At 43.7% G+C, this 25,262-nt stretch carries 28 protein-coding genes, 1 tRNA gene and 1 riboswitch; of the genes, 12 read left to right on the top strand and 17 right to left on the bottom strand.

What is annotated here, in order from left to right:
• Position 1: 1 nt before the first annotated feature.
• From cobT to HUS26_RS11300, 4 genes are read right to left on the bottom strand one after another with little or no spacing between them, the layout of a single operon-like run.
• Positions 2-1,069, bottom strand: coding sequence for a nicotinate-nucleotide--dimethylbenzimidazole phosphoribosyltransferase (gene cobT, locus HUS26_RS11285; protein ID WP_173917245.1), 1,068 nt, complete (start codon positions 1,067-1,069; stop codon positions 2-4).
• Positions 1,066-2,580: a cobyric acid synthase gene (locus HUS26_RS11290; RefSeq protein ID WP_173917246.1), complete on the bottom strand. Its 1,515-nt coding sequence runs from the start codon at positions 2,578-2,580 to the stop codon at positions 1,066-1,068. Before HUS26_RS11290 ends, cobT begins: the two co-directional genes overlap by 4 nt.
• On the bottom strand, positions 2,573-3,943 hold the full coding sequence (locus tag HUS26_RS11295; RefSeq protein ID WP_173917247.1) for a cobyrinate a,c-diamide synthase: 1,371 nt from the start codon (positions 3,941-3,943) through the stop codon (positions 2,573-2,575). The genes HUS26_RS11290 and HUS26_RS11295 overlap by 8 nt, the downstream gene beginning before the upstream one ends.
• Positions 3,940-4,479: a cob(I)yrinic acid a,c-diamide adenosyltransferase gene (locus tag HUS26_RS11300; RefSeq protein WP_173917248.1), complete on the bottom strand. Its 540-nt coding sequence runs from the start codon at positions 4,477-4,479 to the stop codon at positions 3,940-3,942. Before HUS26_RS11300 ends, HUS26_RS11295 begins: the two co-directional genes overlap by 4 nt.
• A 135-nt stretch (positions 4,480-4,614) precedes the next feature.
• A riboswitch (cobalamin riboswitch) is annotated at positions 4,615-4,761 on the bottom strand.
• Between the two features lie 568 nt (positions 4,762-5,329).
• Between HUS26_RS11300 and HUS26_RS11305 the strand changes: the two genes are divergently transcribed.
• On the top strand, positions 5,330-6,061 hold the full coding sequence (locus HUS26_RS11305; protein ID WP_173917249.1) for a poly-gamma-glutamate hydrolase family protein: 732 nt from the start codon (positions 5,330-5,332) through the stop codon (positions 6,059-6,061).
• Positions 6,062-6,168: 107 nt separating this feature from the next.
• Here HUS26_RS11305 and HUS26_RS11310 read toward each other — a convergent pair.
• Positions 6,169-6,241: transfer RNA gene (locus HUS26_RS11310), tRNA-Ala, on the bottom strand.
• 179 nt (positions 6,242-6,420) lie between these two features.
• On the opposite strand from HUS26_RS11310, the gene HUS26_RS11315 reads away from it, so the two are divergent.
• On the top strand, positions 6,421-6,762 hold the full coding sequence (locus HUS26_RS11315) for a general stress protein (protein ID WP_173917250.1): 342 nt from the start codon (positions 6,421-6,423) through the stop codon (positions 6,760-6,762).
• Positions 6,763-6,812: 50 nt separating this feature from the next.
• On the opposite strand, the gene pabA is transcribed toward HUS26_RS11315, so the two are convergent.
• From pabA to trpE, 7 genes are read right to left on the bottom strand one after another with little or no spacing between them, the layout of a single operon-like run.
• A complete protein-coding gene (gene pabA / locus HUS26_RS11320; RefSeq protein ID WP_173917251.1) occupies positions 6,813-7,394 on the bottom strand; it encodes an aminodeoxychorismate/anthranilate synthase component II in 582 nt (193 codons plus the stop codon).
• Between the two features lie 27 nt (positions 7,395-7,421).
• The gene (gene trpA / locus HUS26_RS11325; protein ID WP_173917252.1) at positions 7,422-8,222 is read right to left on the bottom strand and encodes a tryptophan synthase subunit alpha; all 801 of its coding nucleotides are present in this window, start codon (positions 8,220-8,222) and stop codon (positions 7,422-7,424) included.
• A gap of 1 nt (position 8,223) precedes the next feature.
• Positions 8,224-9,417 (bottom strand): tryptophan synthase subunit beta, encoded by a 1,194-nt coding sequence (trpB, locus tag HUS26_RS11330; RefSeq protein ID WP_371809579.1) that lies wholly within the window; start codon positions 9,415-9,417, stop codon positions 8,224-8,226.
• Complete coding sequence (locus HUS26_RS11335; protein WP_173917253.1) at positions 9,398-10,057, bottom strand: phosphoribosylanthranilate isomerase; 660 nt, start codon at positions 10,055-10,057, stop codon at positions 9,398-9,400. The genes trpB and HUS26_RS11335 overlap by 20 nt, the downstream gene beginning before the upstream one ends.
• Positions 10,054-10,815 (bottom strand): indole-3-glycerol phosphate synthase TrpC, encoded by a 762-nt coding sequence (gene trpC, locus HUS26_RS11340; protein ID WP_173917254.1) that lies wholly within the window; start codon positions 10,813-10,815, stop codon positions 10,054-10,056. Before trpC ends, HUS26_RS11335 begins: the two co-directional genes overlap by 4 nt.
• Positions 10,808-11,830, bottom strand: coding sequence for an anthranilate phosphoribosyltransferase (gene trpD / locus HUS26_RS11345; protein ID WP_173917255.1), 1,023 nt, complete (start codon positions 11,828-11,830; stop codon positions 10,808-10,810). Before trpD ends, trpC begins: the two co-directional genes overlap by 8 nt.
• Positions 11,827-13,338, bottom strand: coding sequence for an anthranilate synthase component I (trpE, locus tag HUS26_RS11350; RefSeq protein WP_173917256.1), 1,512 nt, complete (start codon positions 13,336-13,338; stop codon positions 11,827-11,829). Before trpE ends, trpD begins: the two co-directional genes overlap by 4 nt.
• Positions 13,339-13,859: 521 nt before the next feature.
• On the opposite strand from trpE, the gene HUS26_RS11355 reads away from it, so the two are divergent.
• The 4 genes from HUS26_RS11355 to HUS26_RS11370 all read left to right on the top strand — a co-directional run bounded on the left by HUS26_RS11355 (position 13,860) and on the right by HUS26_RS11370 (position 16,578).
• Complete coding sequence (locus tag HUS26_RS11355) at positions 13,860-14,069, top strand: PLD nuclease N-terminal domain-containing protein (protein WP_173918822.1); 210 nt, start codon at positions 13,860-13,862, stop codon at positions 14,067-14,069.
• 5 nt (positions 14,070-14,074) lie between these two features.
• Positions 14,075-14,992, top strand: coding sequence for an ABC transporter ATP-binding protein (locus HUS26_RS11360; protein WP_173917257.1), 918 nt, complete (start codon positions 14,075-14,077; stop codon positions 14,990-14,992).
• The gene (locus HUS26_RS11365; protein WP_173917258.1) at positions 14,970-15,743 is read left to right on the top strand and encodes an ABC transporter permease; all 774 of its coding nucleotides are present in this window, start codon (positions 14,970-14,972) and stop codon (positions 15,741-15,743) included. The genes HUS26_RS11360 and HUS26_RS11365 overlap by 23 nt, the downstream gene beginning before the upstream one ends.
• Positions 15,744-15,807: 64 nt before the next feature.
• On the top strand, positions 15,808-16,578 hold the full coding sequence (locus HUS26_RS11370; RefSeq protein WP_173917259.1) for an SDR family oxidoreductase: 771 nt from the start codon (positions 15,808-15,810) through the stop codon (positions 16,576-16,578).
• Positions 16,579-16,618: 40 nt separating this feature from the next.
• On the opposite strand, the gene HUS26_RS11375 is transcribed toward HUS26_RS11370, so the two are convergent.
• Positions 16,619-17,023 (bottom strand): GNAT family N-acetyltransferase, encoded by a 405-nt coding sequence (locus HUS26_RS11375; RefSeq protein WP_173917260.1) that lies wholly within the window; start codon positions 17,021-17,023, stop codon positions 16,619-16,621.
• Positions 17,024-17,165: 142 nt separating this feature from the next.
• Here HUS26_RS11375 and HUS26_RS11380 point away from each other — a divergent pair, with 142 nt between their 5' ends.
• Complete coding sequence (locus HUS26_RS11380; RefSeq protein ID WP_173917261.1) at positions 17,166-17,648, top strand: hypothetical protein; 483 nt, start codon at positions 17,166-17,168, stop codon at positions 17,646-17,648.
• Between the two features lie 101 nt (positions 17,649-17,749).
• On the opposite strand, the gene HUS26_RS11385 is transcribed toward HUS26_RS11380, so the two are convergent.
• A complete protein-coding gene (locus tag HUS26_RS11385) occupies positions 17,750-17,971 on the bottom strand; it encodes a hypothetical protein (RefSeq protein ID WP_173917262.1) in 222 nt (73 codons plus the stop codon).
• Positions 17,972-18,153: 182 nt separating this feature from the next.
• Between HUS26_RS11385 and HUS26_RS11390 the strand changes: the two genes are divergently transcribed.
• The 3 genes from HUS26_RS11390 to HUS26_RS11400 are packed head-to-tail and all read left to right on the top strand — an operon-like array spanning position 18,154 to position 19,405.
• Complete coding sequence (locus tag HUS26_RS11390; protein ID WP_173917263.1) at positions 18,154-18,738, top strand: TetR/AcrR family transcriptional regulator; 585 nt, start codon at positions 18,154-18,156, stop codon at positions 18,736-18,738.
• Positions 18,739-18,740: 2 nt separating this feature from the next.
• Positions 18,741-19,091: a multidrug efflux SMR transporter gene (locus HUS26_RS11395; protein ID WP_173917264.1), complete on the top strand. Its 351-nt coding sequence runs from the start codon at positions 18,741-18,743 to the stop codon at positions 19,089-19,091.
• The gene (locus tag HUS26_RS11400; protein ID WP_173917265.1) at positions 19,091-19,405 is read left to right on the top strand and encodes a multidrug efflux SMR transporter; all 315 of its coding nucleotides are present in this window, start codon (positions 19,091-19,093) and stop codon (positions 19,403-19,405) included. Before HUS26_RS11395 ends, HUS26_RS11400 begins: the two co-directional genes overlap by 1 nt.
• Before the next feature lie 368 nt (positions 19,406-19,773).
• On the opposite strand, the gene HUS26_RS11405 is transcribed toward HUS26_RS11400, so the two are convergent.
• The 3 genes from HUS26_RS11405 to nadE form a co-directional block, all read right to left on the bottom strand.
• Entirely contained in the window at positions 19,774-21,699 is a 1,926-nt protein-coding gene (locus HUS26_RS11405; RefSeq protein ID WP_173917266.1) for an endonuclease MutS2, read from the bottom strand.
• Positions 21,700-22,093: 394 nt separating this feature from the next.
• Positions 22,094-22,645, bottom strand: a complete 552-nt coding sequence (locus HUS26_RS11410) for a cysteine hydrolase family protein (RefSeq protein WP_173917267.1) — start codon at positions 22,643-22,645, stop codon at positions 22,094-22,096.
• A 6-nt stretch (positions 22,646-22,651) separates the two neighbouring features.
• Entirely contained in the window at positions 22,652-23,401 is a 750-nt protein-coding gene (nadE, locus tag HUS26_RS11415; RefSeq protein ID WP_173917268.1) for an NAD(+) synthase, read from the bottom strand.
• A 181-nt stretch (positions 23,402-23,582) separates the two neighbouring features.
• Between nadE and bshB2 the strand changes: the two genes are divergently transcribed.
• Positions 23,583-24,263, top strand: a complete 681-nt coding sequence (gene bshB2, locus HUS26_RS11420) for a bacillithiol biosynthesis deacetylase BshB2 (protein WP_173917269.1) — start codon at positions 23,583-23,585, stop codon at positions 24,261-24,263.
• A 112-nt stretch (positions 24,264-24,375) separates the two neighbouring features.
• Positions 24,376-25,158, top strand: a complete 783-nt coding sequence (locus HUS26_RS11425) for a FixH family protein (RefSeq protein ID WP_173917270.1) — start codon at positions 24,376-24,378, stop codon at positions 25,156-25,158.
• The last annotated feature ends 104 nt before the right edge of the window (positions 25,159-25,262 follow it).

Raw genomic sequence — 25,262 nt, forward strand, 5'->3', positions numbered from 1 at the left:
TTCACTGAATGGGCCGTCCCTTATTCGTGACTCTGGCAGAATCAAAAGTAGCCATTTCATTCCGCATTCTGACCGCTGCCTCAAGAAGGGGAAATGCAAGTGCTGCCCCGGTTCCTTCCCCAAGCTTCAGCTCAAGATCTAACAGCGGTTCAAGACCTATGTCCTCAAGAGCAATTCGGTGGCCAGGCTCTAGAGATACGTGTCCTGCCATCAGATAATCTTTGATATTGGCATTCAGCCGGCAGGCGACCATCGCACCTGATGTACAGATAAGACCATCGATGATGACAGGAATTCTTGCTTTTCCTGCTGCCAGAATCGCCCCTGAAATGGCAGCAATTTCAAATCCGCCCAGTTTTTTGAGCACGTCGATAGGATCCGTACGGTCAGGGTCACGAAGCCTTACCGCTTCTTCTATAACTGACTTTTTATGGAGCTTCTTATCATCAGATATCCCGGTGCCATAGCCGACTGCCTTCTCGACACTGCATCCAGTCAGCACCGAAACTATGGCACTTGCAGGGGTGGTGTTTCCGATACCCATTTCGCCTAAGATGAGGCATTTTATTCCCCGGGCAATCATCTCTTCCGCAGATTCGATTCCCGCGAGTAAAGCTGCGTGCGCCTGCTGCTTTGTCATCGCATCTGTTTTTAAAAAATTCCGTGTTCCGGCAGCTATTTTCCTGGAAACTAACCGTTCATTCTGTATCTCACTCACTGCGCCTACATCGACCACTTGAAGCTCGGCACCAATCTTCCGGGCAAACACATTGATCGCCGCCCCGCCTTCTAGAAAATTCCGGATCATTTGTACGGTCACTTCCTGTGGAAAAGCAGATACACCTTCTTCTACAATTCCGTGATCCCCGGCAAACACAAGAATTCCAGGCGGGGAAACCGGCGGTGCCTCCTGGCCTGTGATTCCTGATAATCTCACCGCAATGTCCTCAAGCCTCCCTAAGCTTCCCGGCGGCTTAGTCAACGTATCCAAATAGGCTTCTGTTTCTCCCATTCGCTCCTGGTGGATCGGTTCAATCGATTGAATCAGCTTCTGTATTTGTCTATTCATCTCATTCCTCCGGCTGTCATGAATTTATTGATTTGCTCATAAAGCTTCGGGATATCCACAGCTTTTCGTACATGCTCGGCCAGCCGATCAAATTCCTGCTCCTGATGCTCCCGGAACGAAGCTGCCACCGGGAGTGGAGCGAGCCCCTTTTTCTTTCGCACCAAGTTCAAGAATTCGGTCCGGAACTCATCATTATGAAAAATTCCATGAAAATAAGTTCCCATCACATTTCCTTTTTTAGTTCCATCGGTCTGCCCGTCCATGCTTATAAAAACTTCTGCATCCTCCGTGGCAATCGTTGTGCCCATATGGATTTCATAGCCAGTTACAGGGAGAATGCGGCCATTCATTGCGACTGTACCGCTTGAACGGACCGTTGTTTTATTCCTTGCAAGCCTTGTTTCGATCGGGAGCAGTCCCAGCCCCTGAACTTCTTCCAAGCTGGTTTCGACCTGGTGCGGATCCTTCACCCGCATGCCTGACATTTGATAGCCGCCGCAAATCCCGAACACGGATGCTCCTTGCTTTTGAGCCGCAGCAATCGCTTGATCCAGTCCTCTTTCTTTTAGAAAAATGAGATCCTCGATCGTATTTTTACTGCCAGGTAAAATGATCACATCCGGCTGCCTAAGATCCTCACCATCCCTGACAAATCGGATATGACAATCAGGCTCGATAAGGAACGGGTCGATATCGGTGAAATTAGAAATCTTCGGATATTCGATGACGGCAATGTCGATCGATTTGTCATTGTTCTGATTCCGTGTATATTGATTCAGGCTTAGAGAATCTTCAGCGTCGATATGGAGGTCGTTTATGTACGGAATGACCCCGAGCACCGGTTTTCCCGTGTATTCCTCAAACCATTCCAGCCCGGGATCAAGAAGCGTTTTGTCACCGCGGAATTTATTGATGATCACACCAATTACACGAGGGCGGTCTTCTTCCGCGAGCAGCTGGAGCGTCCCTACCAGACTGGCGAACACCCCGCCTTTATCAATGTCCCCGACCAGGATGACAGGCGCATCTGCCATTTGGGCTACGCTCATATTAACGAGCTCGCGGTCGTTCAGGTTAACCTCAGCCGGACTGCCGGCCCCTTCGATAACAATCCGATCATAAGTTCCAGCAAGACGGAAGTAAGACTCTGTGATCACTCTTTTGGCTGTTTCATAAAAATCAGAACGGTAGGTACTGGCTTTCATGTTCGACACCGGTTTTCCATGGATGACGATCTGGGCATCAAGGTCACGGTTCGGCTTGATCAAGATCGGATTCATGTCGGTAACAGCCGGAATCCCGGCTGCTTCGACCTGAACCCCCTGGGCACGTCCGATCTCTTTTCCGTCTACGGTTATGTAGGAATTCAAGGCCATATTCTGAGACTTATAGGGTGCCGTCTGATAGCCATCCTCGGTAAATATCCGGCACAAAGCGGTGACGAGAATGCTTTTGCCTGCATCGGAATGGGTACCTTGGACCATGAGGGGAACTGCCTTTTTATCAACCATTACGCTGTTCCTCCTTGCATTTCTGCAAAAAGTTCTTCAATACAAGTGGGTTAGAAGCAAAATGGATATGCGTATAACCAGCAATGACATTTTTATAAAGAAACCCTTCTTCTCCTGTTCCAAACCGGCTGCTCACACGATATGCACCAGGCAGTTCTACAGCCGGCTTGAAGGTGGAATAATGGAACTCATGCCCGCGGACTTCCATTCCATCATTAAACAAATAGTTGTTCTCAAGACCAGAAATCTCCCGGTAGCCCAGCGCTGCAAGTTTCGCCTGCATCTCCGTTTTCCCCTTAAGCACTCCTGCCATCGGGTAAGTATTTCCATCGATGGTAGTGATAGATTCGGATAAATACATCAGTCCGCCGCATTCCGCTAAAACCGGCATCCCTTTTTCTATTCGTTCTGCAATTGAATGCTTCACCTCATTATTTTCCGCCAGCTTTTCAGCAAACTGTTCCGGAAAGCCGCCGCCCAAATACAATCCATCTGCTTCAGAAGGAAGCACTTCTCCCTTTACGGGAGAGAAGTATAGAATTTCTGCTCCATAAGCCTCGATTAGCTCAAGATTTTCCGGGTAATAGAAATTAAAGGCTTCATCACGGGCTACCGCTACCTTAACGTCAATCGATGCCTTTCGTTGGAACAAGGACGGCTCAGCATTCAATGGAGGACGCTTACTGATTTGATAAATTCGTTCAACGTCGATGGTCTCCGCCACCGCATCCCCCAGCTGCGCCAGCTGCTCATCCAGTTCCCCTCGCTCGATCGAAGGCACCAGCCCGAGGTGCCGCTCAGGCATCTCGATGTTTTTGTTTTTTAACAGATAGCCACAGACTGGTATGCCGCATTCCTGTTCCACGGCTTCCTTAATCAGCTCGTAATGTCCTTTGCTTCCGACTTTATTAGCGATAACACCGGCAATGTTAACCTCAGGATCCAGCACCTGGAATCCTTTGACGATGGCAGCAGCGCTTCGTGCCATTGCAGAGCAGTCGACAATCAGAAACGTCGGTGCATCCAAAACGACACTCAGCTCTGCTGTCGATCCTTGATTGGAAGTCGGCGACTTTCCATCATAAAAGCCCATGACACCCTCGATAATGGAAATGTCCGCCCCCTCACTGCCCTTGACATAAACTTCTTTTACGACTTCTTTAGGAAGCATCCAGCTATCCAGGTTGCGTGAAGGCCGGTTGGTTACAGCAGTATGATAAGAGGGATCAATGTAGTCGGGACCGCATTTGAAGCCCTGGACCGTGAACCCTTTTTTCATGAAGGCCGCCATCAAGCCGATCGTAATGCTTGTCTTGCCGACACCACTGGATACTCCTGCAAGAACGAGACGGCGGGAAGTCAAAACTCAACACCACGCACGGCTGGAATTCCTTCATCATAATAATGCTTTTCAACATTAATGACAGAGACCAGATCAGCCGCTTCCTTCACCTCTTCCGCAGCGTTCCTTCCAGTGATCACAAGATGGACATGCTCCGGCCTATTGTTGATCAGTTCAATCACTTCATCAAGCGGCAGCACATCATCGACTGGAAAAGAATCAATCGCAAGGGCATTGTTTAGTTCATCGAGGATGACCACATCATAGTCCCCGGACATGACCGTTTCTTTGGCGACAGCCCAGGCCTTCTTTAAGGCTGCCCGGTGGATTTCCGGTGTTTTCGTCCAGGTGAACCCTTCGCCAAGCTGCACAATTTCAGCCCCCAGCTTCTGCAGGGATTTTCTTTCCCCATATGGACGCCTCGGTGATTTGATGAATTGCAGCATTTTCACCGTTTGATCATGTCCTAATGCGCGGACAGCAAGCCCCGTCGCAGCTGTCGTCTTTCCTTTACCATTTCCGGTAAAAACGAGTGTCAATCCCTGTTTCTTTTTCATAGAATCTCCTCCTGTATCCATAACGATATATAAACATAAAAAAACACCTTCCTAAAAGGAAAGGTGTTTATCTAAATAGGCAGAATATAAACCACAGGTATTCCACGTACTTAAAAGCCCCTTTCCTCGAAGGGTGAACTTTCTCAGCAAACAGGCAGGCATCCTGACTTACATTCTAAAACCTTAGAATGCTTACAGTGGCGGGACCCTGTTGGACTTTCACCAACTTCCCCCTTTTACCTTAAAAGCTTCCCTTTTAGGACCTGTTTGGTGCTATTAAATTAACCTTATTGTAGACGAACACGAACATAATGTAAACCAGACATTTTTTTGTCAGGACTTTTTGTTAACACAAAAGAAAAAGAATTCAGCCCCCTGAACCGACAGTAATAGAGCCATTTAAATTACATCATTAAAATCGAAAAATATTTAACCGTTTTACAAAGGAGATAAAGACTATTATAATGAACAAAACTTCCATAATAAAGAAGGGATACATTGAATTACCATAGGGATAAAATATGTTCTACATGTAGAAAGAAAAAGTCATCTTATCACTTTATAGGTAAAGGACAAGACTTTTTAAATTGCCAGTCTTGTCGTGATATGAAGAAGAAAAAACGTCAAAAAGCAAGACAGCAGTTTTTGAACGAAGGAAGAATTAATTTGGATCGTTTATAATTAAATGCCAGTTTACTAGAACGATAAAACTGCTCACTACATGAATTACAATCAGTACCTGTATGAATGAACCATATTATGAGAAGGGCCTCCTTTATATCCATTTTTCTTGCATGAACTCATTTATTTAAAAATCAAGCCGATACTATTAATAGGAGGAGGTTTTATCATGAATTTGAAATTCATACTGTCTACGGCGGTCGCAGTAGTGGCTTCAGTTCTTGTGATTTTATCTCTATATGAGGAAATAACAGCTGCGATCACGGACGATTGCTCTGGAAACCGTTTTTGCTCTTTTTACGAGCTGAGAGAAGTATATGAGGAAGGGGAAGATTGGGAGATTGAGAAAAGCAGCGCCGGTAATGAACGATGGCTCGTGAGTGCGATCCATGGCGGCGGGATTGAAGAAGCGACCTCTACACTAGCCGAGGCAATTGCCGGATCCTCTTATCCCTTTTACTCATTTAAAGGAAGGTTAAAGTCGAATAATTTCAGCAACTTACACATCACATCCACCCGTTTCGATGAACCGGAGGCTCTAGAGATGGTTGCTAATGCTGAATATCATATTTCCATTCACGGTTCAGCCGGAGATGAGCCAAAAACAATGATCGGTGGGCTGGACAAAGATATGAAGGAAATCGTGAGTCGGCATTTAGAGGAAAATGGGTTTGAAGTAGCTGTAACTCCTGAGCACCTTAACGGCGATCACCCTGACAATTTCACAAACAAAACAAAAACAGAACGAGGCGTGCAGCTGGAGATTACAAGAGCACAGAGAAAAGCATTTTTTAAAAACGGAGATATCAGCTTTTCCTCTCGCAACAACTCCTCCAATCAAACGGAAGAGTTCAAAATATATGTAGAAGCTATCCAATCATCAATGAAAGAATATGAATAAATGCAGATGCGGCTTCCTGCTACATTCGTCAACAAGTCACTAAATTGAATGGTTTACCGCTATGTATACACATAAGAAAAACCCTTGCAGGGCAAGGGTTTTGAGAGTGGAGCATAGCGGGCTCGAACCGCTGACCTCTACACTGCCAGTGTAGCGCTCTCCCAGCTGAGCTAATGCCCCATATGTGAACCGACAAGGATTATTATAGCGTCTTTTCCATTAAGTTTCAATACTTTTTTACATGACTAATTTCCTTAATGTGACTGGGTGTTTCGTAGGGTTATGGTCAAGATGGGCTCCTTTTCGTTTAAGCCCTTTTTACATCGGGTATCCGTCAGACTATAAAGGAGGATGTTCGAATGGAACCAAAATATAAAATTTTTCATGATGATGAAGCACTCAGTGAATCAATCGAGACCCTGAAATCAGGCGGAGTAAGTGAAAAAGATATTTATGTTCTTGCCTACGATAACTCTCACTTAAGACGCACGAAGCGGAGAACAGACGCTAATAAGATTGGTGTCCGGGTTACTGGAGTTGGTACCGCTACGAAGAACATATTTAGAAACAAAAGTGATAAGCTGGTCTCCAAAATGAAGAAGATCGGCTTTGACCAGGCAAAGGCACAGCGTATTGAAAAAGAGCTCAACAAAGGAAAGTCCCTGCTGGTCGTGAGAAACGAAGACGCTGTAAAATTTTAAATTCTATAAGTACAGAAGTCCCCCAGAGAATATCTGAGGGACTTTTTAATTTATGCCGGAGCTTTTATTTTCTGCTCAATTAAGTTCTTTAACAGCTGCATGCCATCACTCGTTCCAATGGATTCCGGGTGAAATTGGACACCTTCGATTGGGTAATCCAGGTGACGGATCCCCATGATTTCACCTTCAACGGTCGCAGCGGTAATTTCAAAGCATTCCGGCACGTCTTTGACATCGACAATCAAGGAATGGTAGCGCATCGCTTCCATCGGGTTATTTAAACCTTTGAAAATAGAACGGCCGTCATGGTGAATTTCAGAACTCTTTCCGTGCATCAATCTGTCGGCTCGTACGACTTTTCCGCCAAATACCTGTGCGATTGACTGGTGCCCCAGGCAGACCCCAAAGATAGGAATCGATGTTTTGTAATGGTCGATGACTTCCAGTGTAATCCCGGTCTCATCCGGCGAGCAAGGACCCGGGGAAAGAAACAATAAATCCGGCTTCAGCTCATCTATCTCTGCAAATGTCACTTCATCGTTCCGCCTTACGACAACCTCTTCACCCAGTTCACCCAGGTACTGAACGAGGTTATAGGTAAACGAGTCATAATGATCAATCATATAAATCAACTCGGCTCAGCTCCTCTCACTCTGCACTTACTTCACAAGTTCATGAATCTCTTGATAAAAACGTTCAAGTGCCTCTTCTTGATTTCCTTTTTCTAAGTCTTCCAGATTATCCTCAATCAAGCGGATAATCTTACTTCCGATAATCACACCGTCTGAATGCTCGCGAACAAGCTTCACGTGCTCGTTCTTTGAGATGCCAAACCCGACAGCAACGGGAACCTGGCTGTGTTCTTTTACCTTTTTAATAAAAGATAAAGCTTCTGCAGACATATCATTTCGTTCCCCTGTTACACCTAACGAAGATACGCAATACACAAAACCCTTCGCATGCTCAGCGATCTGTTTAATGCGTGCATCTGAGTTAGGAGCGACAAGTGAAATAAATTCTACACCTTTCTCGTCTGCCAGCTGGCGGATTTCTTCACTTTCTTCATAAGGCAGGTCAGGGATTAATACACCCTCTGCCCCATTTTCCTCAAGCATTTCAAAAAAGCGGTCATAACCGAGCTGCAGTACAGGGTTATAATACGTAAAAATAACGACCGGAATTTCAACCCCAGCTTCACGAAGCTTAGGTACTAATTCAATAGCTGCGGTTAAGGACATGCCGTTTTTTAAGGAACGCTGAGCGGCTCTTTGAATGGTTGGACCGTCTGCGAGCGGATCAGAGTAAGGAACACCCAGCTCTAAGATATCCGCACCGGCTTTTTGAAGCTTTAGTGCAAATTGGATCGTTAGTTCAGGCGTGGGATCGCCGGCTACCACAAACGGGATGAAGAGATCTTTAGTTTTTGTCAGTTTGCCTTGAAATGATGTCTGTGTCAGCATATTATTCTCCCTCCTGAAAGTGTTCCATAAGTGTCGCCATATCTTTATCACCGCGTCCGGAAAGATTGATTAAAATCGTCTGGTCCTTCGGCATGTCTTTTACCTCTTTAAAGGCCTGTGCTAACGCATGGGCACTCTCAATCGCGGGTATGATTCCTTCCTGCTGAGTTAACAGTTTTAAAGCATCAAGGGCTTCCTGGTCAGTAATCGACTCATAGCGCACCTGCTTTGTCTGAAAAAGGTGGGCATGCTCCGGCCCGATACCTGGGTAGTCTAACCCGGCAGAAATCGAATACGGCTCGGTGATCTGACCATTAATGTCCTGCATCAGATAGGTCATAGAACCGTGAATGACTCCAGGTGTCCCTTTTGTTAACGTGGCTGCATGCATTGGTGTATCAATCCCTTTACCTGCTGCTTCTACACCAATCAGCTCAGGTGAATCACTTAAGAATGGATAGAAAATCCCCATAGCATTACTGCCGCCGCCTACGCAGGCATAAATGCGATTAGGAAGCTCGTCTTCCACTTCCAGGAACTGCTTTTTCGACTCATCACCGATCACACGCTGAAAGTCACGGACCATGCGCGGATACGGGTGAGGGCCTACGACAGATCCAATTAAATAAAAGTGGTCTTCACAATTGGCCACCCAGTAACGGATGGCTTCATTTGTTGCATCCTTTAACGTGCCGTTTCCGCTTGAAACAGAAACCACTTCTGCTCCTAAGAGTTTCATTCTAAAGACGTTAAGCTCCTGCCTGCGAATATCTTCTTCGCCCATAAACACTTTACATTCAAGGCCGAATTTTGCCGCTACAGTCGCTGATGCTACACCGTGCTGGCCGGCTCCGGTTTCTGCGATAATTTTCTTTTTACCCATTCTTTTCGCAAGGAGACCCTGGCCGATTGCATTATTCAGTTTATGAGCCCCTGTATGGTTTAAATCTTCACGTTTTAAATAGATTTTTGCTCCGCCTAAATGTTCCGTCAGCTGGTCGGCATAGCTTAAAGACGTCGGGCGTCCAGCATACTCTTTAAGGACATGATGGTATTCATCAAGAAAAGCTTGATCATTCATCGCTTCATCCAGTGCTTCTTCTAATTCTTGCAGTGGACCCATTAGAGTTTCCGGAACATATTTCCCGCCGAAATCTCCGTAACGTCCTTTTATATCAGGAAATGTTTGCAACATGCTGGTTCACCTCTTTTAAAATAGATTGGATTTTATAAATGTCTTTCTGTTCATTTGTTTCAATGCCGCTTGAGATATCGATGCCTTCTGGTTCATGCTCGAGCAGTTCTCCCACATTTTCTGGAGTAATCCCGCCGGCAATCAGGCAGGGCACGTTCTGTTCGTTCGCAATCCGGCTGTATTCTTCAACCGTGCTCCAGTCAAAGCTGACTCCTGTTCCTCCATGGGCACCGCGGACTTTTGAATCAACAACATAGCCATCGGCCACCCCTTTAAAGACTTCCATCTCTTTAAAAGCATCACCATGGTGCTTAATTACCTTCCAGACTGGCAGGTTAAATGAAGCTTTAATTTGTAAGATTTCAGATACAGTCTCACTGCCATGAAGCTGGATGACATCTAATGAAATGAAGGATAATACCTCTTCCAATAATTCTACAGATGGATTTACAAATACACCGACAAGCTTCTGCTTTGGACGTGTTGTACGGATCCACTGTCTGACCCTCTCCGGCCTCACGTAGCGCTTCGTCCCTCTTACAAATATAAAACCTAGATGACTGGCATTTGAAGAGGCGCTTTTCTCGACGTCGGCTGCTGAACGGTTGCCGCACAGCTTAACGACCGGTACGTGAATCATACGCTCACCCCGCTCATTAATTCGGTGACGGCTTTCTTAATATTCTTCTGGCGCATCAGAGATTCACCAACTAACACGCCTTTAGCACCATAACCGACCACCTGCTCAATATCCTGATAAGTGAAAATCCCGCTTTCAGAAACTAATAGACATTCTGACGGGGCCATCTCAGCCATTTTTTCAGTCTGCTCAAGCTTCGTTTCAAAAGTGTGGAGGTTACGGTTGTTGATGCCAAGCACCTCTGGCGTGAATTCCTTTAGAACACCTTCTAAAGTATCTTCACTGTGCACTTCAACTAATACTTCAAGGCCGCTTTCGTAAGCCTGTAAATATAGCTCGTGAAGCTTCTTCGGCTCCAGTGCTTCACCAATTAATAGAATAGCATCGGCACCGATCAGCTTACTTTCTTCCACTTGGACAGGCTCTATAATGAAATCCTTGCGCATCACCGGCACATCGACGAACTTCTTAATATCAGTTAAAAAGTCACGGTGCCCCTGAAAGAAATGCTGGTCTGTCAGGACAGAAATCGCCTGAACACCTGCATCGTTATATTGCTTGCCAATCATGACATGATTGAAATCTTCACGAATAATCCCTTTAGACGGAGAGGCTTTTTTCACCTCAGCGATCAGTCCGGCTGGATAATTTGTATTTTTTAGTGAGGAAGCAAATGAGATACGCTCTACCTCTGCGCGTTCGGGTAAATATAGTTTTTCGATCTCCTGATGTTTAATAGCAAGAATGGTATCAAGCATACTGACGTCGCTCCTTAATTTCCTGAATAGATGTGAAGTATTGCTGGACGGATCCGTTGTGAATCGCTTCCTGAACAAGGGATACGCCTTCTTTTAAGTCATTCGCTTTTCCTGATATATATAATCCAGCGGCAGCGTTCATTATTACGATAGTCATCGCACTCTGGTTAGCCTCACCTTTGATAACCTGCTGGATGATTTCCGCACTATCTTCAGATGTGCGGATTTGAATATCTTCTAAGGAACCAGAAGGCAGTCCCACATCTTCTGGTGTTAACGTAAATCGTGTAATTTGTCCGTCTTTTAACTCAACAATGTCGGTTACGCCCGTCATCGTGATTTCATCGAGTCCATCCCGTCCGGTTGCAAGCAGTACGTGCTTGGAACCAAGTTTGGACAGCGTTTCGGCCATCTTTTCTGCATAAGCCGTATCATAAATGCCGATCAGCTGACGCTTGGCGTTTGCTGGATTCGACATAGGGCCTAATAGGTTAAACACGGTACGGAAGCCTAGTTCCTGACGGGCAGGCCCGGCATGCTTCATCGCCTGGTGGTAATTCGGGGCGAACATAAATGTCATCCCTTTTTCATTAAGAGCTCTAGCTCCCTGTTCTGGTGTTGTATCAATCGGAATACCGAGCTTTTCTAAGACGTCAGCACTTCCGCTTTTAGAAGAAACTTTACGGTTGCCGTGCTTGGCTACTTTTACACCCATGGCTGCCAGAATAATAGATACAGCCGTTGAAATGTTAAAAGTAGAGCTTCCGTCTCCCCCCGTTCCACATGTATCTACAATACTATCATCTTTAATCGCGAGTTTCGTCATATTCGCCCGCATCGCACGAACGAATCCAGTCATTTCTTCAACGGTTTCCCCGCGGTGGCGAATAACGGATAACATGCTCATCAGCTGGCCTGTTGTAACATTACCCTGCATGATCTCGTTCATCGCTTCGTAAGCCGTTTCTTCGGATAACGTTTTACCTTCTACAATCTGGCTTAATATTTCTTTCATTTCGTCTCGACTCCTTCTCTGCTCTTCTCAAATGCCTGCTCTGCTATTTCTATCGTGCGTTTTAAAGCACTGGCTTTGTTAATCGTCTCTTGATACTCGGCTTCAGGATCGGAATCGGCTACAACGCCGGCCCCCGCCTGTACATATACTTGATCTTTTACTTTTGTCATCGTTCGAATCGTAATGCAGGAATCAATATTCCCGTCAAAGCCTAGATAAACAACGCCTCCACCATATAAATGCCGGGGAGTTGGCTCTAATTCTCTTAGAATCTGCATTGCTCTTATTTTTGGTGCTCCAGATAGGGTTCCTGCCGGGTAGGCAGAAATTAATGCATCGATCGGAGATACATTTTCTTTCAGTTTTCCGGTCACTTTACTGATAATATGCATGACCTTCGAAAATCGGCCGATCGTCATATAATCAAATACTTTTACACTGCCAAATTCAGCAACCCGGCCCATATCATTTCGGGCTAAGTCTACGAGCATGCGGTGCTCAGCCTGCTCCTTTTCATCAGCCAGCAGCTCGGCTGCCAGTGCATCGTCTTCTTCCTGTGTCAGGCCTCGTTTTCTCGTCCCGGCAATCGGGTGAATTTCCAGCTGACCGTCCTGAACTTCAAGCAGCCTTTCAGGTGAACTTCCCATCACTTCGACATCGTTAAACTTTAAATAAAACATATACGGCGATGGATTTACCTTTCTAAGAATCCGATAAAGCTCAAATCCGCTTCGTTCAGTTTTTGTATGAAACCGCTGGGACAGGACAGCCTGAAAGATATCACCTGCTACGATATAGTCTTTTATTTTTTCAACATCGCGTTTAAAATCTTCTTTCTTATAGTTGCTGTGAAGTTCAATGCTGTGAGAAGTCGATTCATCACTGAGCATCAGATCCGGTAAAAAGCTGTTCTCTTTTAACCGGCGGCTGACGTTCTTCACACGCTGGACAGCCTGCTCATATTGCTCTTCTTCATTACCTTCCTCAATTCGGGCAAACGTTAAAATCGTCGTTTCCTTCGTCCGATGATGGTAGGCAACAAGTGTCTGGCAAAATAATAAATGGTAGTTTGAAACGTCGATATCATCTGGCAGCGCTCTAGGTACCGGTTCATAATCAGAGATCGCATCGTAGGCAATATAGCCGACCGCTCCGCCTTTAAAAGGAAGAGAAACATTCGCCTGCTTTACCTTAAGGCGGTCAACGGTCTGCTCAAATGCTTCTTTAAAGCTCTCCGCTGTTCTCGTTTGATGTTCCTGAAAATCTTCGATCATAAATGTGCCGTTCTTCTGCTGGCTGATATCAATCATCGGATCTAAACCAATGAATGAGAAATTAGACCATGGTGATTCAGGGTCCTGGCTTTCGAGCATATATACGGCTTCATCTCTTAACGCATGAAACATGTGAATAGGTGTTAATGTATCTGTATAAAAAGATTGGGAAACTGGAATCGTGCGGTATTCCTTCGCATCAGCAAGGAATGATTCCTTTGTAGTTATAGTCATTGTGTGCTCACCTCTCCATAATTGATTATGGAAAATGAGACGTTGAGGGGATTTATATAGAAGCGGATGAAAAATTGTAGGTCAAAATAGGCTCAGGCTATCTGACAGCTCCTTCGTCCGTCGATCCCTAAAGCTCGCTCTGCTCATCCTTAACTTCCTCAACTCTTCTCATCTCATTCTCTACTCAACACTTTCAAACAGTGTATAAAATTCTGATAATAATGTCAACTGTGCAGTTTGTTAAACATAACCGGGTTAATAACCAGATGTCATGCACAAGTGAGCAGGGCCTTGACCCACCTGTTTTTTAAGCAGGAGTCTTCCGGCTTTCCAACCCACCAGCGCCTTGATATATACGTTTCAACGGTAGAATGTATTCTTCCTCATCAATCAGGCAGAGAAAAAGGTTCCTTTTATATCTTTAGTTGCTGCATAAAATTGCCAAGGAATTTTAAAAAAAGAAACTTTTCATCAAAAATTTTCGTAAACTTAATTATAGGAAAGGAGTGACTCTCTTGTTAATGGATCAAACGATCACCGAATTTATACACCAGAATCTCGCATTGCTGGCTCCTGTTATTGCTATTCAATTAATACTCATGGTTATTGCCATAGTAAGTCTTATTAAAGCAGAGTATACGAACGGGCCGAAATGGGTGTGGGCACTTATCATTTTATTTATTAATATCCTCGGACCGATTGCGTACTTCATTTTTGGAAGAAGGGACTAACCGTCATGATTAAAGTAGAGAATCTGACCAAAACGTTCAATAGGCAGGAAGCTGTAAACAATATCAGCTTTACACTTGAGCCTAGAACTTGCACCGCCCTCTTAGGACCAAATGGAGCAGGGAAAACAACAACACTTCGAATGATGGCCGGACTTATTCATCAAACCCATGGGAGTATTCAGCTTTCAGAGAAGCCTGTAAAAGATATCCGCCAGCAGATTGGCTATTTGCCGCAGCATCCACAGTTTCATTCATGGATGAGCGGCAGGGAATTTCTCGTCTACGTCGGCAGGCTCGCCTTTTTATCTAAAAAAGAAGCCGCGGCTCGTGCCGATCAATTACTTGAACGTGTCGGAATAAGTGATGCGGGCCGCAAGCGGATTGGAAAATACTCGGGAGGCATGAAACAGCGCTTAGGAATAGCCCAGGCGATGATACATAAGCCAAAGCTCCTCATGCTGGATGAGCCTGTTTCCGCCCTTGATCCGATCGGCAGGCGGGATGTCCTTAATTTAATGGAAGAACTGAAGGAGGAAACGACCCTTCTGTTTTCCACTCACATTTTAAATGACGCCGAGGAAGCCAGTGACCACTTACTTCTAATGAACCACGGTAAGATTATTGAATCGGGTTCATTTGCTGAGGTGAGACAGCGTCATGCGTTAAATAAGGTTGTCCTTAAATTAGATGATTCACTTACTTCTATTAGTGATCTGCAGAACCTCCCCTACGTGGACCGGGTGGAAGAGAAAAATAAGGAAATTCATATTTATATGGAAGATATGAAATTGGGCCGTAAAAAATTAATTCAATATTTCTCCGAGCATGATCTGCCTGTTCAATATTTTGAAGCCGGCAGCATGTCTCTTGAAGAACTATTTATGAAGGTGGTGAGCCAGGATGCAATGGCTGACCGTGTTTAATAAAGAAATGCTCGAACTGTCGCGAAATTATAAATGGATTTGGGTACCTCTGGTCTTCATCCTGTTAGGCCTGATGGATCCGCTCACGGCTTATTACATGCCGCAGATTCTCGATGCAGTCGGAGGGCTTCCTGAAGGTGCAGTCATAGACATTCCTACTCCTCCTGCTGTGGACGTATTTATGATGAGTGTCGGCCAGTTTAATATGATAGGAATTGCTGTTATTGTGCTGATTGCCATGAATACAATTGCCGGTGAGCGAAAAAGCGGTGTTGCCGAACTTATACTCGTTAAGCCTGTTAGACTCTCTGCGTATGTAACAGCCAAATGGGCGGGCTATTCGCTATTAGCAGCAGCCTCGGTGTTTGCAGGCATGCTTTCTAGCTGGTATTATGTCTCAATTTTATTTGAAAAAATCCCATTTACTCATCTATTGATCACGGCTGCTTTTTACAGCTTATGGATCCTTTTCATCATGGCTCTTACCCTGTTCATGAATACGTTAGTGAAGGTACCCGGCGTGGTTGCGTTCTTGACCATTTTTATATTGATCCTCATGCAAATCATAGGCGGTATATTCGACCATGTCATTAAATGGACGCCTTCGCTCACAACAAGCCACCTGCCAGAGGTGCTGCAGACTGGAGAAATATCGAGTGAGCTATGGGGAACTGCAATTACTATCGTTGTGCTGATTGCCATATTGCTTACTGCAGCGAGCTTCACATTAAAACATAAAGAAATGGCCTAAAGATTGATGAATACATGAAAAGGGTAAGGATGGGGTAGAACTACCAGAAAAGGAGAGATACTTTGTGAAACCAACAGCACTAATCACTGGAGCTTCCGGCGGAATAGGGTATGAACTAGCGAAGCTTTTTGCAAAATCAGGTTACGCGTTGATTGTAGTCGCACGATCAGAGGACAAACTGCAGCAGCTGAAAGAAGAACTAAAAGGGCACTCGGTTACTATTATTGTGCAGGACCTTTCTAAACCAGGCGCTGCCGAAGCACTGTACAATAAGGTACGAGAACAGGGACGCACTGTAGAGGTTCTTGTAAATAATGCAGGATTTGGCTTAAACGGCCTGTTCGATGAAATTCTGCTTAGAGATCAGCAGGCGATGATGCAGGTAAATATTCAGACACTGACTGAACTCACCCATTATTTCCTTCCAGATATGAAAAACACCCGCATGAATGGAGTTCCTCGAGGCGTGCTTAACGTTTCAAGCGTCGCAGCGTTTCAGCCAGGTCCGAGAATGGCTGTCTATTACGCATCAAAAGCATATGTCCTGTCCTTCTCCGAAGCATTAGTGGAAGAACTTAAAGGAACAGGAGTCACTGTTACCACTCTTTGCCCAGGCGCAACGGAAACGAAATTTTTCGAAACCGCCAATGCCCAGGACACAAAATTAACCGATCGTATGATGTCTCCTAAACAAGTGGCCAACGAAGGGTTCGTTGGGTTTATAAAAGGAAAACGTGTTGTGATCCCTGGAAAGATGAATCGCTCGATGGCGATCGCTACAAAATTCATGTCCCGTTCGGCAGCTGCTAAAGTAGCTCATTATATGGACAAATAAAAAAAGCCTCAAATGCTCTAGAGCATTTGAGGTTATCTTTTTACGCACGCTTGAACTCTTCGGCCGCTTTTCTAAACCCGTAAAATGGACGAAAACCTTGTTTTTTATAATATTCTTCCGACTTCCCTGTCGCAAGCATCTCCATCCTTGTACTCGGATAACAGCTGTGCGCTTCTTGAATCAGACGCAGTGATACGCCTTTCCCTCTATCTTCTTCCCTGACTAGAATTTCACTTATATACAAGGTCACTGCTGCATCAGTGATCCCCCTTAAATACCCCACAATTTCCTGATTGACAACGGCTACCAGGGCCGGTTCTGAATTAATCCAGGCATGTAACGTATCCTCTTTGCTCACAAGCCCTTCCCAGCCTTCTTTCCTGTTAAGCTCCAGGATTGCGTCAATATCCCTTTCCTGAAAAGAACGAATCACAAGTTTCTTCATTTCCACCAATCCCCTTTATCAATCAATTCTTGCTGCACTAATATATAAACGAACCAGCGCTCATTTCGTTTCAAAAAACATTAGATTTACGGAAATATATGCTAAAATGTGATGCGAGGATTTTTAAGTAGGAGTGAATCAGTTGAAAAAATTATCAGCCGTCATCTTCATGACCGCCGTCTTATTTATAAGCGGCTGCTCATCAGATAAAAACTTAACCTTGGAAGCACTAAAAGAAACCTATCCAGATAACTTCGGAAAACCTGTCGAAGATACTTTATCTGAATCAGAGCAGGAGGCACTCGGCCTTCCCTCTGAACTTGCCTTTACACCTGAAGAAGTAAAAGCAGCTTCGCAGGAACAAGAAACCGAAGTGACCTACTCTTCTGACAGTGAAAAAGAAGTCCTTGTCCTCACGAAGTTTAACCCGGAGAATAATATTAAAACCGCGGAAGAACAAGTCACGTTAGACTCCGGTTCTGTAGCCGGTATAAAACGAGGGGACGCCTCCGTTATTTTTGAGTGGTACGATAGTGAAGACAACGTCATCTATCAGTTTCAGTACACAAGCGGCGATGATGAAAAAAGGCTTGAGGAAGCTTTAGAAATGGTCAACTCCATTTAGGAAAAATCCAAGAGATATTCTCTTGGATTTTTTAGGTCCGGCGGTCCACGCTTCTTCAACATCGAATAAATTAAAAAGCACCTGAGCGCCTCAGGTGCATACTATACTCCTTCTAAATCATTCATTCGATTTTCTTCATATTTAACGATGACTTCCACTTGTCTTAAATTACCCATCTGATCAAAATCGATGGACAAAATATCTCCAGGCTGCGCGAATGCGATAAGCCTTTCTTTTAAGACCATAATCTCATTCTTGGCCAGGCTTTGCTGTACCAGAATGGCGTAGTCTTTTTCGTAGCGATCCAGTGTGTAGGTATTCATATATATCTACTCCTTATAGTTTCCTTATATTTATTGGAATACGCAATTTTCCGACAATTTACGCTGTAGTAAGACAGTTCCCTCCTCTGAGGAGATTAAACATTTTTCTCTGGACAACAAAATAAAATGGTGATAAATTAGATACTAACAACCGTTAGTTAGTTTAACAAAGGAGGGCTTCGATGACAGAACAAAAAATTATTGATGCCGGTCTTGAGTGCTTTGCTCAGTCGGGTTATCAGAATACGAGCCTTGCGGAAATCGCGGATAAGGTCGGGATTAAGAAGCCTTCGCTTTATAATCATTTTTCCAGTAAAGAAGCGATTTTCCTAAGGGTGCTTGAAGAAGTAGCGAATAAGGAATTAGAGCATTTACAAGGATTTGCGGAATATACGAAAGATCGTTCGGTAAAAGAACAAATTCATGAAGTTTTTCTCTTATACGTGGATCACATGGCCTACTCTACGGAAGGGGCTTTTTTTAAGCGGTTTACGTTTTTCCCTCCAGAAGAGTTCGCCCGTGAAATTCAGCAGGTATTTTTACAAACGGAAGAGCAGGTAGTCAAAATCCTTCGGCCGATCTTCCAGAGAGGTATAACCGAGGGGGAAATCCGTCCGCTCGAAATTTCAGAACTGACCTCTACTTTCTACACGATTATTGATGGTCTGTTTTTAGAGGAAAATTTCTACGACCGAGAAACGCTTACTGACCGGCAGAAAGCAAGTTTTAAAATATTTTGGCTCGGGATACAGGCAAAGGAGGAATAAAAGTGGCTTGGGTATATATATTAATCGGTGCCGTGTTCGAGATTGGATGGGCCGTTGGGTTGAAGTTATCTGACGGATTCTCAAGGCCCGTCATTTCTACACTCACCGTTCTATTTATTTTTATTAGCTTCTATTTCTTTACGAAAGCTTTACGACTCATCGATATCGGAACTGGCTATGCGATTTTTACTGGCTTAGGTGCTGCGGGTACAGCTGTAATTGGAATGACATTTCTTGGCGATGGAACAGGCGCGGGAAAGGTCTTTTTTATTGTGCTTTTAATTTTTGGAGTCATTGGTTTAAAAATGGCAGATTCCCATAAAGAAACTGCCCAGGTTCAGGAGGAATTATAATGGCTTGGATCTTTCTATTAATTGCTGGTCTAGGTGAAATGTCAGGGATGTTTTTCTTAAAGCTTTCGGATGGTTTTCGCAAAGGGAAACCTGCGATCGCAGCCTTAGTTTCCGGAATCACAAGTTTCTATTTTCTTTCCTTATCTTTAAAGGAACTTCCGATAGGAACAGCTTATGGAATCTGGACAGGAATTGGATCTGCAGGGACCGTTTTACTAGGGATGCTCATTTTTAAAGAGGAAGCAAGCTTTAGAAGAATCTTCTTTATTGGATGCATTATTTCTGGGGTAGTCGGCCTAAAACTTGTGTCCTGATTTTTCGATAAAACTCCCAAACTCGCATTGCAATGTATCTAGTTAGAAAGTAAAATAAATAGTGTAAATTCCTTAATTTTCGACAATTTTCGATACTAAAAAATTAATTCTAATAGTTTTGTAGGGGTATATAATAGATCTTTCGTCTATATTATATAATGATCACCATCTTATGGAGGGCTTTTTCAATGAGAAGATTTTTACTTGGAGTATTGCTTTTAATTGTCTTATCCTTTAGCTTTATAGGCTACACAGACTTGGATTCTAATCCCACACCTCCTGAAACTTCTGAACAAGAAAATTCAGATCTTCAGTTTTAGTAAAAAAAGAGCCGCTCTCCCCACTGTGGGAGAGCGGCTCTTTATATTTTATTCTTCGCTGTTAAGCCATTCGCCTTCAACGTACTTTCGATCCATTTCCCGCTTCTTCTTACGGTATTCCTTCGATTTAAAAACTATATCAAAATCATAGTCTTCTGGATAGAGTTCTTCCGCCGGAATATGGATACGGATCCGCTTATGATTCAGGGAAAATTTCTCTCCTTTCTGTTGAACGACATAGTCCCCTTTTTCATCAGGACCTTTATAAACGATCGCTGTCTCTCCTGTGGCGAGAATCTTTACGTTATCCCCCTGTTTATAAAGGGTAACCGCCTCTTGCATCAACGTCTTTTCTTTGGATTTTTTTCTGTAACGATTGGCTGCCATTTGTTTTGTATAATTATCTCCGGCTAATTCCTCACTGTTAATTGTAAAATTCTTTTTTGATTTATAGGTGATCTCATACGCTTTTTCTAAAATTTGCGGATGAAGACCCAGCTTCTGAGCAATATCAAACGCCTGGCTCTTTCCTTCTGACCCTTGAATCAGTTTGTACGTGGGCTGCAGACTTTCTAAATCAAATTCCATCGCCGCATTTACGAACCCTTCTTTATCCTGAGCATAATCCTTCATTTCACTGTAGTGAGTGGTTGCCAGAATTTTGGCTCCTTTATAGGCGAGCTGATCTAAAATCGCAATCGCAAGTCCCATTCCTTCTCCTGGATCTGTTCCGGACCCGATTTCATCTAACAGCACTAACGATTGGTCATTGGTCTGCTGCAGCACTCCAATAATATTGACGAGCCGTGAACTAAACGTACTCAAGTTTTCCTGGATACTCTGCCCGTCGCCAATATCTACGAGAATATGCTGAAAGATCGGCAGTGAGCTTCCTTTATCTGCAGGAATCGAGAGCCCTGTCTGAGCCATTAACGATAACAATCCGACTGTTTTTAATGTAACAGTCTTCCCTCCAGTGTTCGGTCCCGTAATGAGAAGCCCTTGAGGGCTTTTATCTAAAAGGATCGTCAGTGGTACCGCCGATTCTCCCAGCAATGGGTGGCAGGCATTTTTTAAGTCGATAATGTCTTCATTATTTATAATGGGTGATTCGCCTTTGATCATTCGGCTGTACTTCGCCTTGGCAAAAATAACGTCATAAACGAGCATCGTTTCTACAGCAATCGAGAGATCCTGTTCGTAGGATAATACCTGGCTCGTTAAGGAATAGAGGATCTGTTCTATTTCCTGCTCTTCCTGCATTTTAAGAAGGTGCAGATCTTCCTGCTGTGAAGTGATTTCTGACGGCTCAATAAAAAGAGTAGCACCAGAAGCAGACTGATCAACGATGGTTCCCTTCAGTTTATTTCTGCTCTCCCGCTTAATCGGCAACGTCAGCTTCCCATTTTTCTCTATCACCCGTTTTTCTTGAAGGTGAGTGACAACCTTCGGGGACTTCGTCATCTGCTGGATTTTTTCTTTAATCTTTTCTCTCTTGTGCTGCATTTGTTTTCTAAGCTTCGCTAAAGAAGGTGTCGCATAGTCATCCACTTGCCCGTGACGAATCGAGCGGGCAATTTCTTCTTCAAGCTGGTCAAGCTCGCCGATGGAATAAGCATACGAGCTGACCATAGGTGCGATGATTTGTTTATCCTTCATAAACCTTTTGAGCTTCGTACAGTGTTCCAAAAATGAAAGTAAATGTGTGAACTGGGAGGGACGGATATACATTCCCTTTTTCCCCTGCTCGACCATCTGATGAATTTCATTTAAAGAATGAATCGGCACATGGCTGTTCACATGCAGAATCGCTTTGGCCTCCTCAATCTCCCGGTGTAAATGATCGATTCGTTTCTTATCACGAGATGGAGTTAAGGCATGGATCGCCTTCTTTCCTTGTTCAGTTAGAGCATAAGTGCTCACTTCATTTAAAATATCTATAAAGTTCACGTTTTCAAATGTTTGTTGATTCAATTTCATTTTCCTCCAATTATGCCCATAAAAAAAGCTGCAGCAAGCTAAAGCCCGCTGCAGCCCATGGGAAATCAAAGAGACTCTTTCCTCTTCGCCATTTTTTAATCCAAGATATAAAAAAAGCCATGACATCACGTCATAGCTCAGAATATCTTGAAAAGTCTGCTATGGTTATGCTTGTTCTTAACTGTTCCTAAAAAAGCCATATTTAAATAAACATGCAAAGCGCGCAAGTTTTTCGAAGCTTCTTTAGAAATCCGTATAAAATTAACGGTCTTAGTTAAGAACAACCACACTCATAAAAATTCTCCTTAAATTTAAAATGACGGAGGAGGAAAGAAATCCCTCCTCTACAGAATAGCCATTCCAAATAACAAAGTCAATAGGCATTCACCTAAAATGCTTCTTCTATCGAGACTTCACTCGTTCCTTTAATATTTGCAAATACTGATCGCTTAATAATCTTTAGCGCGTTCTCATTATCTTCTGATTGTTCAGAAGCAATGCAGTCTCTAGGAACCCAAAGGTTGTAATCCCTCATATAAGCATCGTTTGCGGTAAAGAGAATACAAATATCGCCGGCTACTCCTGTTAAGATCAGATTCTCCACTTCTAATTGTTCAAGAAGTATGCTCAACTGAGTACCGAAGAAACCGGAATGCTTCGGTTTAATGATAAAGTAATCGTCTTCTTCCGGAAGTATTTCCTCGACAATCTCTTTACCAGGGCCTTTTTTACATTCTTCAATAAGCTCATCTGCATTATCCTGCCATAATCCGAAGTTGTCATTAACATAGATTACCGGCATTTCTTTTTCATTTGCTTCTTTTCTTAAATGATTAATAGAACCTGTAATTTCTCTCGTATGCTTTAATAGGTCCTCTCCTCCGTCAAAATCCATTTTATTGATCATATCTATAACTAGTAAGGCCGTATTATTGGCCATTCCTCATCACTCCTCACTAAACTTCGGGGGCCCTGCTGGAATCTGGCGTTTGTGTGCACTTTTCTCATGAAGATTCTGTAAGGTCTTCTCATCTTCAGGGTCAATGGATTCTCCTCTTAAATAAGCATCGATCGCTGCATAAGTGATGCCCATTTCTTCTTCATCCGACTGCCCTTCCCATAGTTCAGCACTCGGCTTCTTCGTAATCACACTTTCAGTTATTCCTAAATACTGTGCCATTTCTCTTACTTCTTCTTTTCTCATATTAATAAGCGGTACGAGGTCTACCCCTCCATCGCCGAATTTTGTAAAGTAACCAGTATAATCTTCCGCTGCGTTATCTGTGCCTATGACTAAGTAATTATAATTTTGGGCAACGGCATATAACGTACTCATTCTCATACGTGCCTGCAGATTGGCGCTTCTTAACTGTGCGGTTTCTTCGTTCCAGTCTCCCTTTTCTTCAAGCTTCTGCTTGATGGAGTCATACGTCGCCTGATACCCATTTGTCAGTTCAATGCAGACATAGTCAAGGCCGGCTCCTTCCACGACCGCTAAAGCATCATCCTGCTCTTCAACAGGTTTATTTATAGGAAGCAGTACACCTAAGGAATTATCCGGAAATGCTTTTTTAATTAAATAAGCGACTACCGCTGAATCAATACCACCGCTTATTCCTACAAGTGCTCCGTTTGCTCCAGCATCTTTTATTTTATCCTGAAGCCAGGATACTAAGTAATTCACTCGTTTCTCCATAATAATACCCCTCTCTTTTTTTTACGCATTTATATGTTCTGATTTATATGTTCCTGAAAAATTCTCCCAATAAACATTTTAAGCAGTGCAGCAATAACTGAAACGTAATCAAATGACTTTTCATAGATTTAAATATACGTGATAATGAAAGATAAGATCGACTGGTCAAGGAGGAAATAAAATGATTGAACAAGAAGGTCATGTGCTCGTTATCTTTCCACACCCCGATGATGAAGCCTTCGGAGTCTCTGGAACGATCACTTCTTATATAAAAGCCGGAACACCTGTCACCTATGCTTGTCTTACACTTGGCGAGATGGGCCGAAATCTCGGCATGCCGCCTTTTGCGACAAGAGAAAGCCTGCCTGAGATCCGCCGCAAAGAGCTTTTAAAAGCCGCGGAGGCTATGGGGCTTGAGGATTTAAGGATGATGGGGCTTCGTGATAAAACCTTAGAGTTTGAAGACGATGACAAAATGAAGCAGCTGGTGTCCGATTTAATAGAGGAATTAAATCCGTCTCTTATTATCAGCTTTTTTCCAGGTTACGCCGTACATCCCGACCATGAAGCAACGGCCCGGGCTGTCGTAGCAGCCCTAAAAGAAATCGATCCGCCCCGCCGTCCAAAGCTTCACGCGGTGGCGTTTGCTAATAATACGGAAGAAGATTTAGGAGAGCCGGACGTTGTTCATGACATTCGCCATGTTCAGACAGAAAAGCTCAATACGATGCGGGCCCATATTTCCCAAACCGCCCGAATGCTTGAGATGCTCGATGAAGGCATTAAAAATAACGACCCTGAAGCAATGAAATGGGTAACGAACGAACGATTTTATACGTACAACTTTGATGAGCTGGTCTAATTGACCAGCTTTTTTTCACTGAATCGACAAAATCATCAGGGTTGAGCCATAGGATTGGGTATTGGATTCGTGGTAATCTATTGTTAGGAATAGATCAAAGGAGTCTTTTGATATGAGAAAATTGACATTACTTATGGCTTTAATAATTTTATCTGCTATCTTAGCAGCATGCGGCTCATCTAAAGAAGAGGAAAAGAACACGGTCGCCGAAGAAGAGCTTTTTAACCCTGAAGTTGAGGTAAAATTTGAGGAAGAACCGCTGCCACTTAGTGAAGATACTGCCATTCAAGCTGTTGTTACTTCTAATAATACCCCTGTAGAAGACGCAGATTATGTTGAATTTGAAATCTGGAATGACGCGAAGGGGCAGGATTCTTCAGAAACGATAGAGACTGAACACAAAGGTGAAGGCGTGTACGAAGCTGTCTACACATTTGAAGAGGCAGGTACTTATCAAGTGATCGCGCATACTCAAGCACGAAACATTCATACAATGCCTCAGGTAGAAGTACAGGCGGGAGAGAAAAGCGAAGCATCCGATACTCATGATGATTCCCACTCCCATGATGAAGAAACGGATGGACATCATGATCATGGTGGAGGAAAATACAGCGTTACTTTAAATTCGAATGAGTTTACGAGCGGAAAGAAGTCTGAGCTTCTCACACATATTGAGAAACAGGGTGAGAATTTTGAAGGTGCTGAAGTTTCCTTTGAAATCAGTTCTGAACAATTAAACAAGCATGAGTTTATTGCAGCTCAGGAACAGGAGAATGGAGAGTATTCCGCCCAGTATAAGTTCCCATCCGCCGGGGAGTACCTGATAAATGTTCATTACGTTAAACAAGACGAAGATATCCATGGCCATAAGGAAATAAATGTCCAAGTAAATTAAGTAAAAGCTGACTTTAGATTGTGTTCAGTTTTTATGGATCAGTTTAATCACGTGCTAACGTGCTGACTTAGAAGACTCGCCCCCTGACTTCCACCCCATAAAAA

The organism is Halobacillus sp. Marseille-Q1614, assembly GCF_902809865.1.
Taxonomy (GTDB): domain Bacteria; phylum Bacillota; class Bacilli; order Bacillales; family Halobacillaceae; genus Halobacillus_A.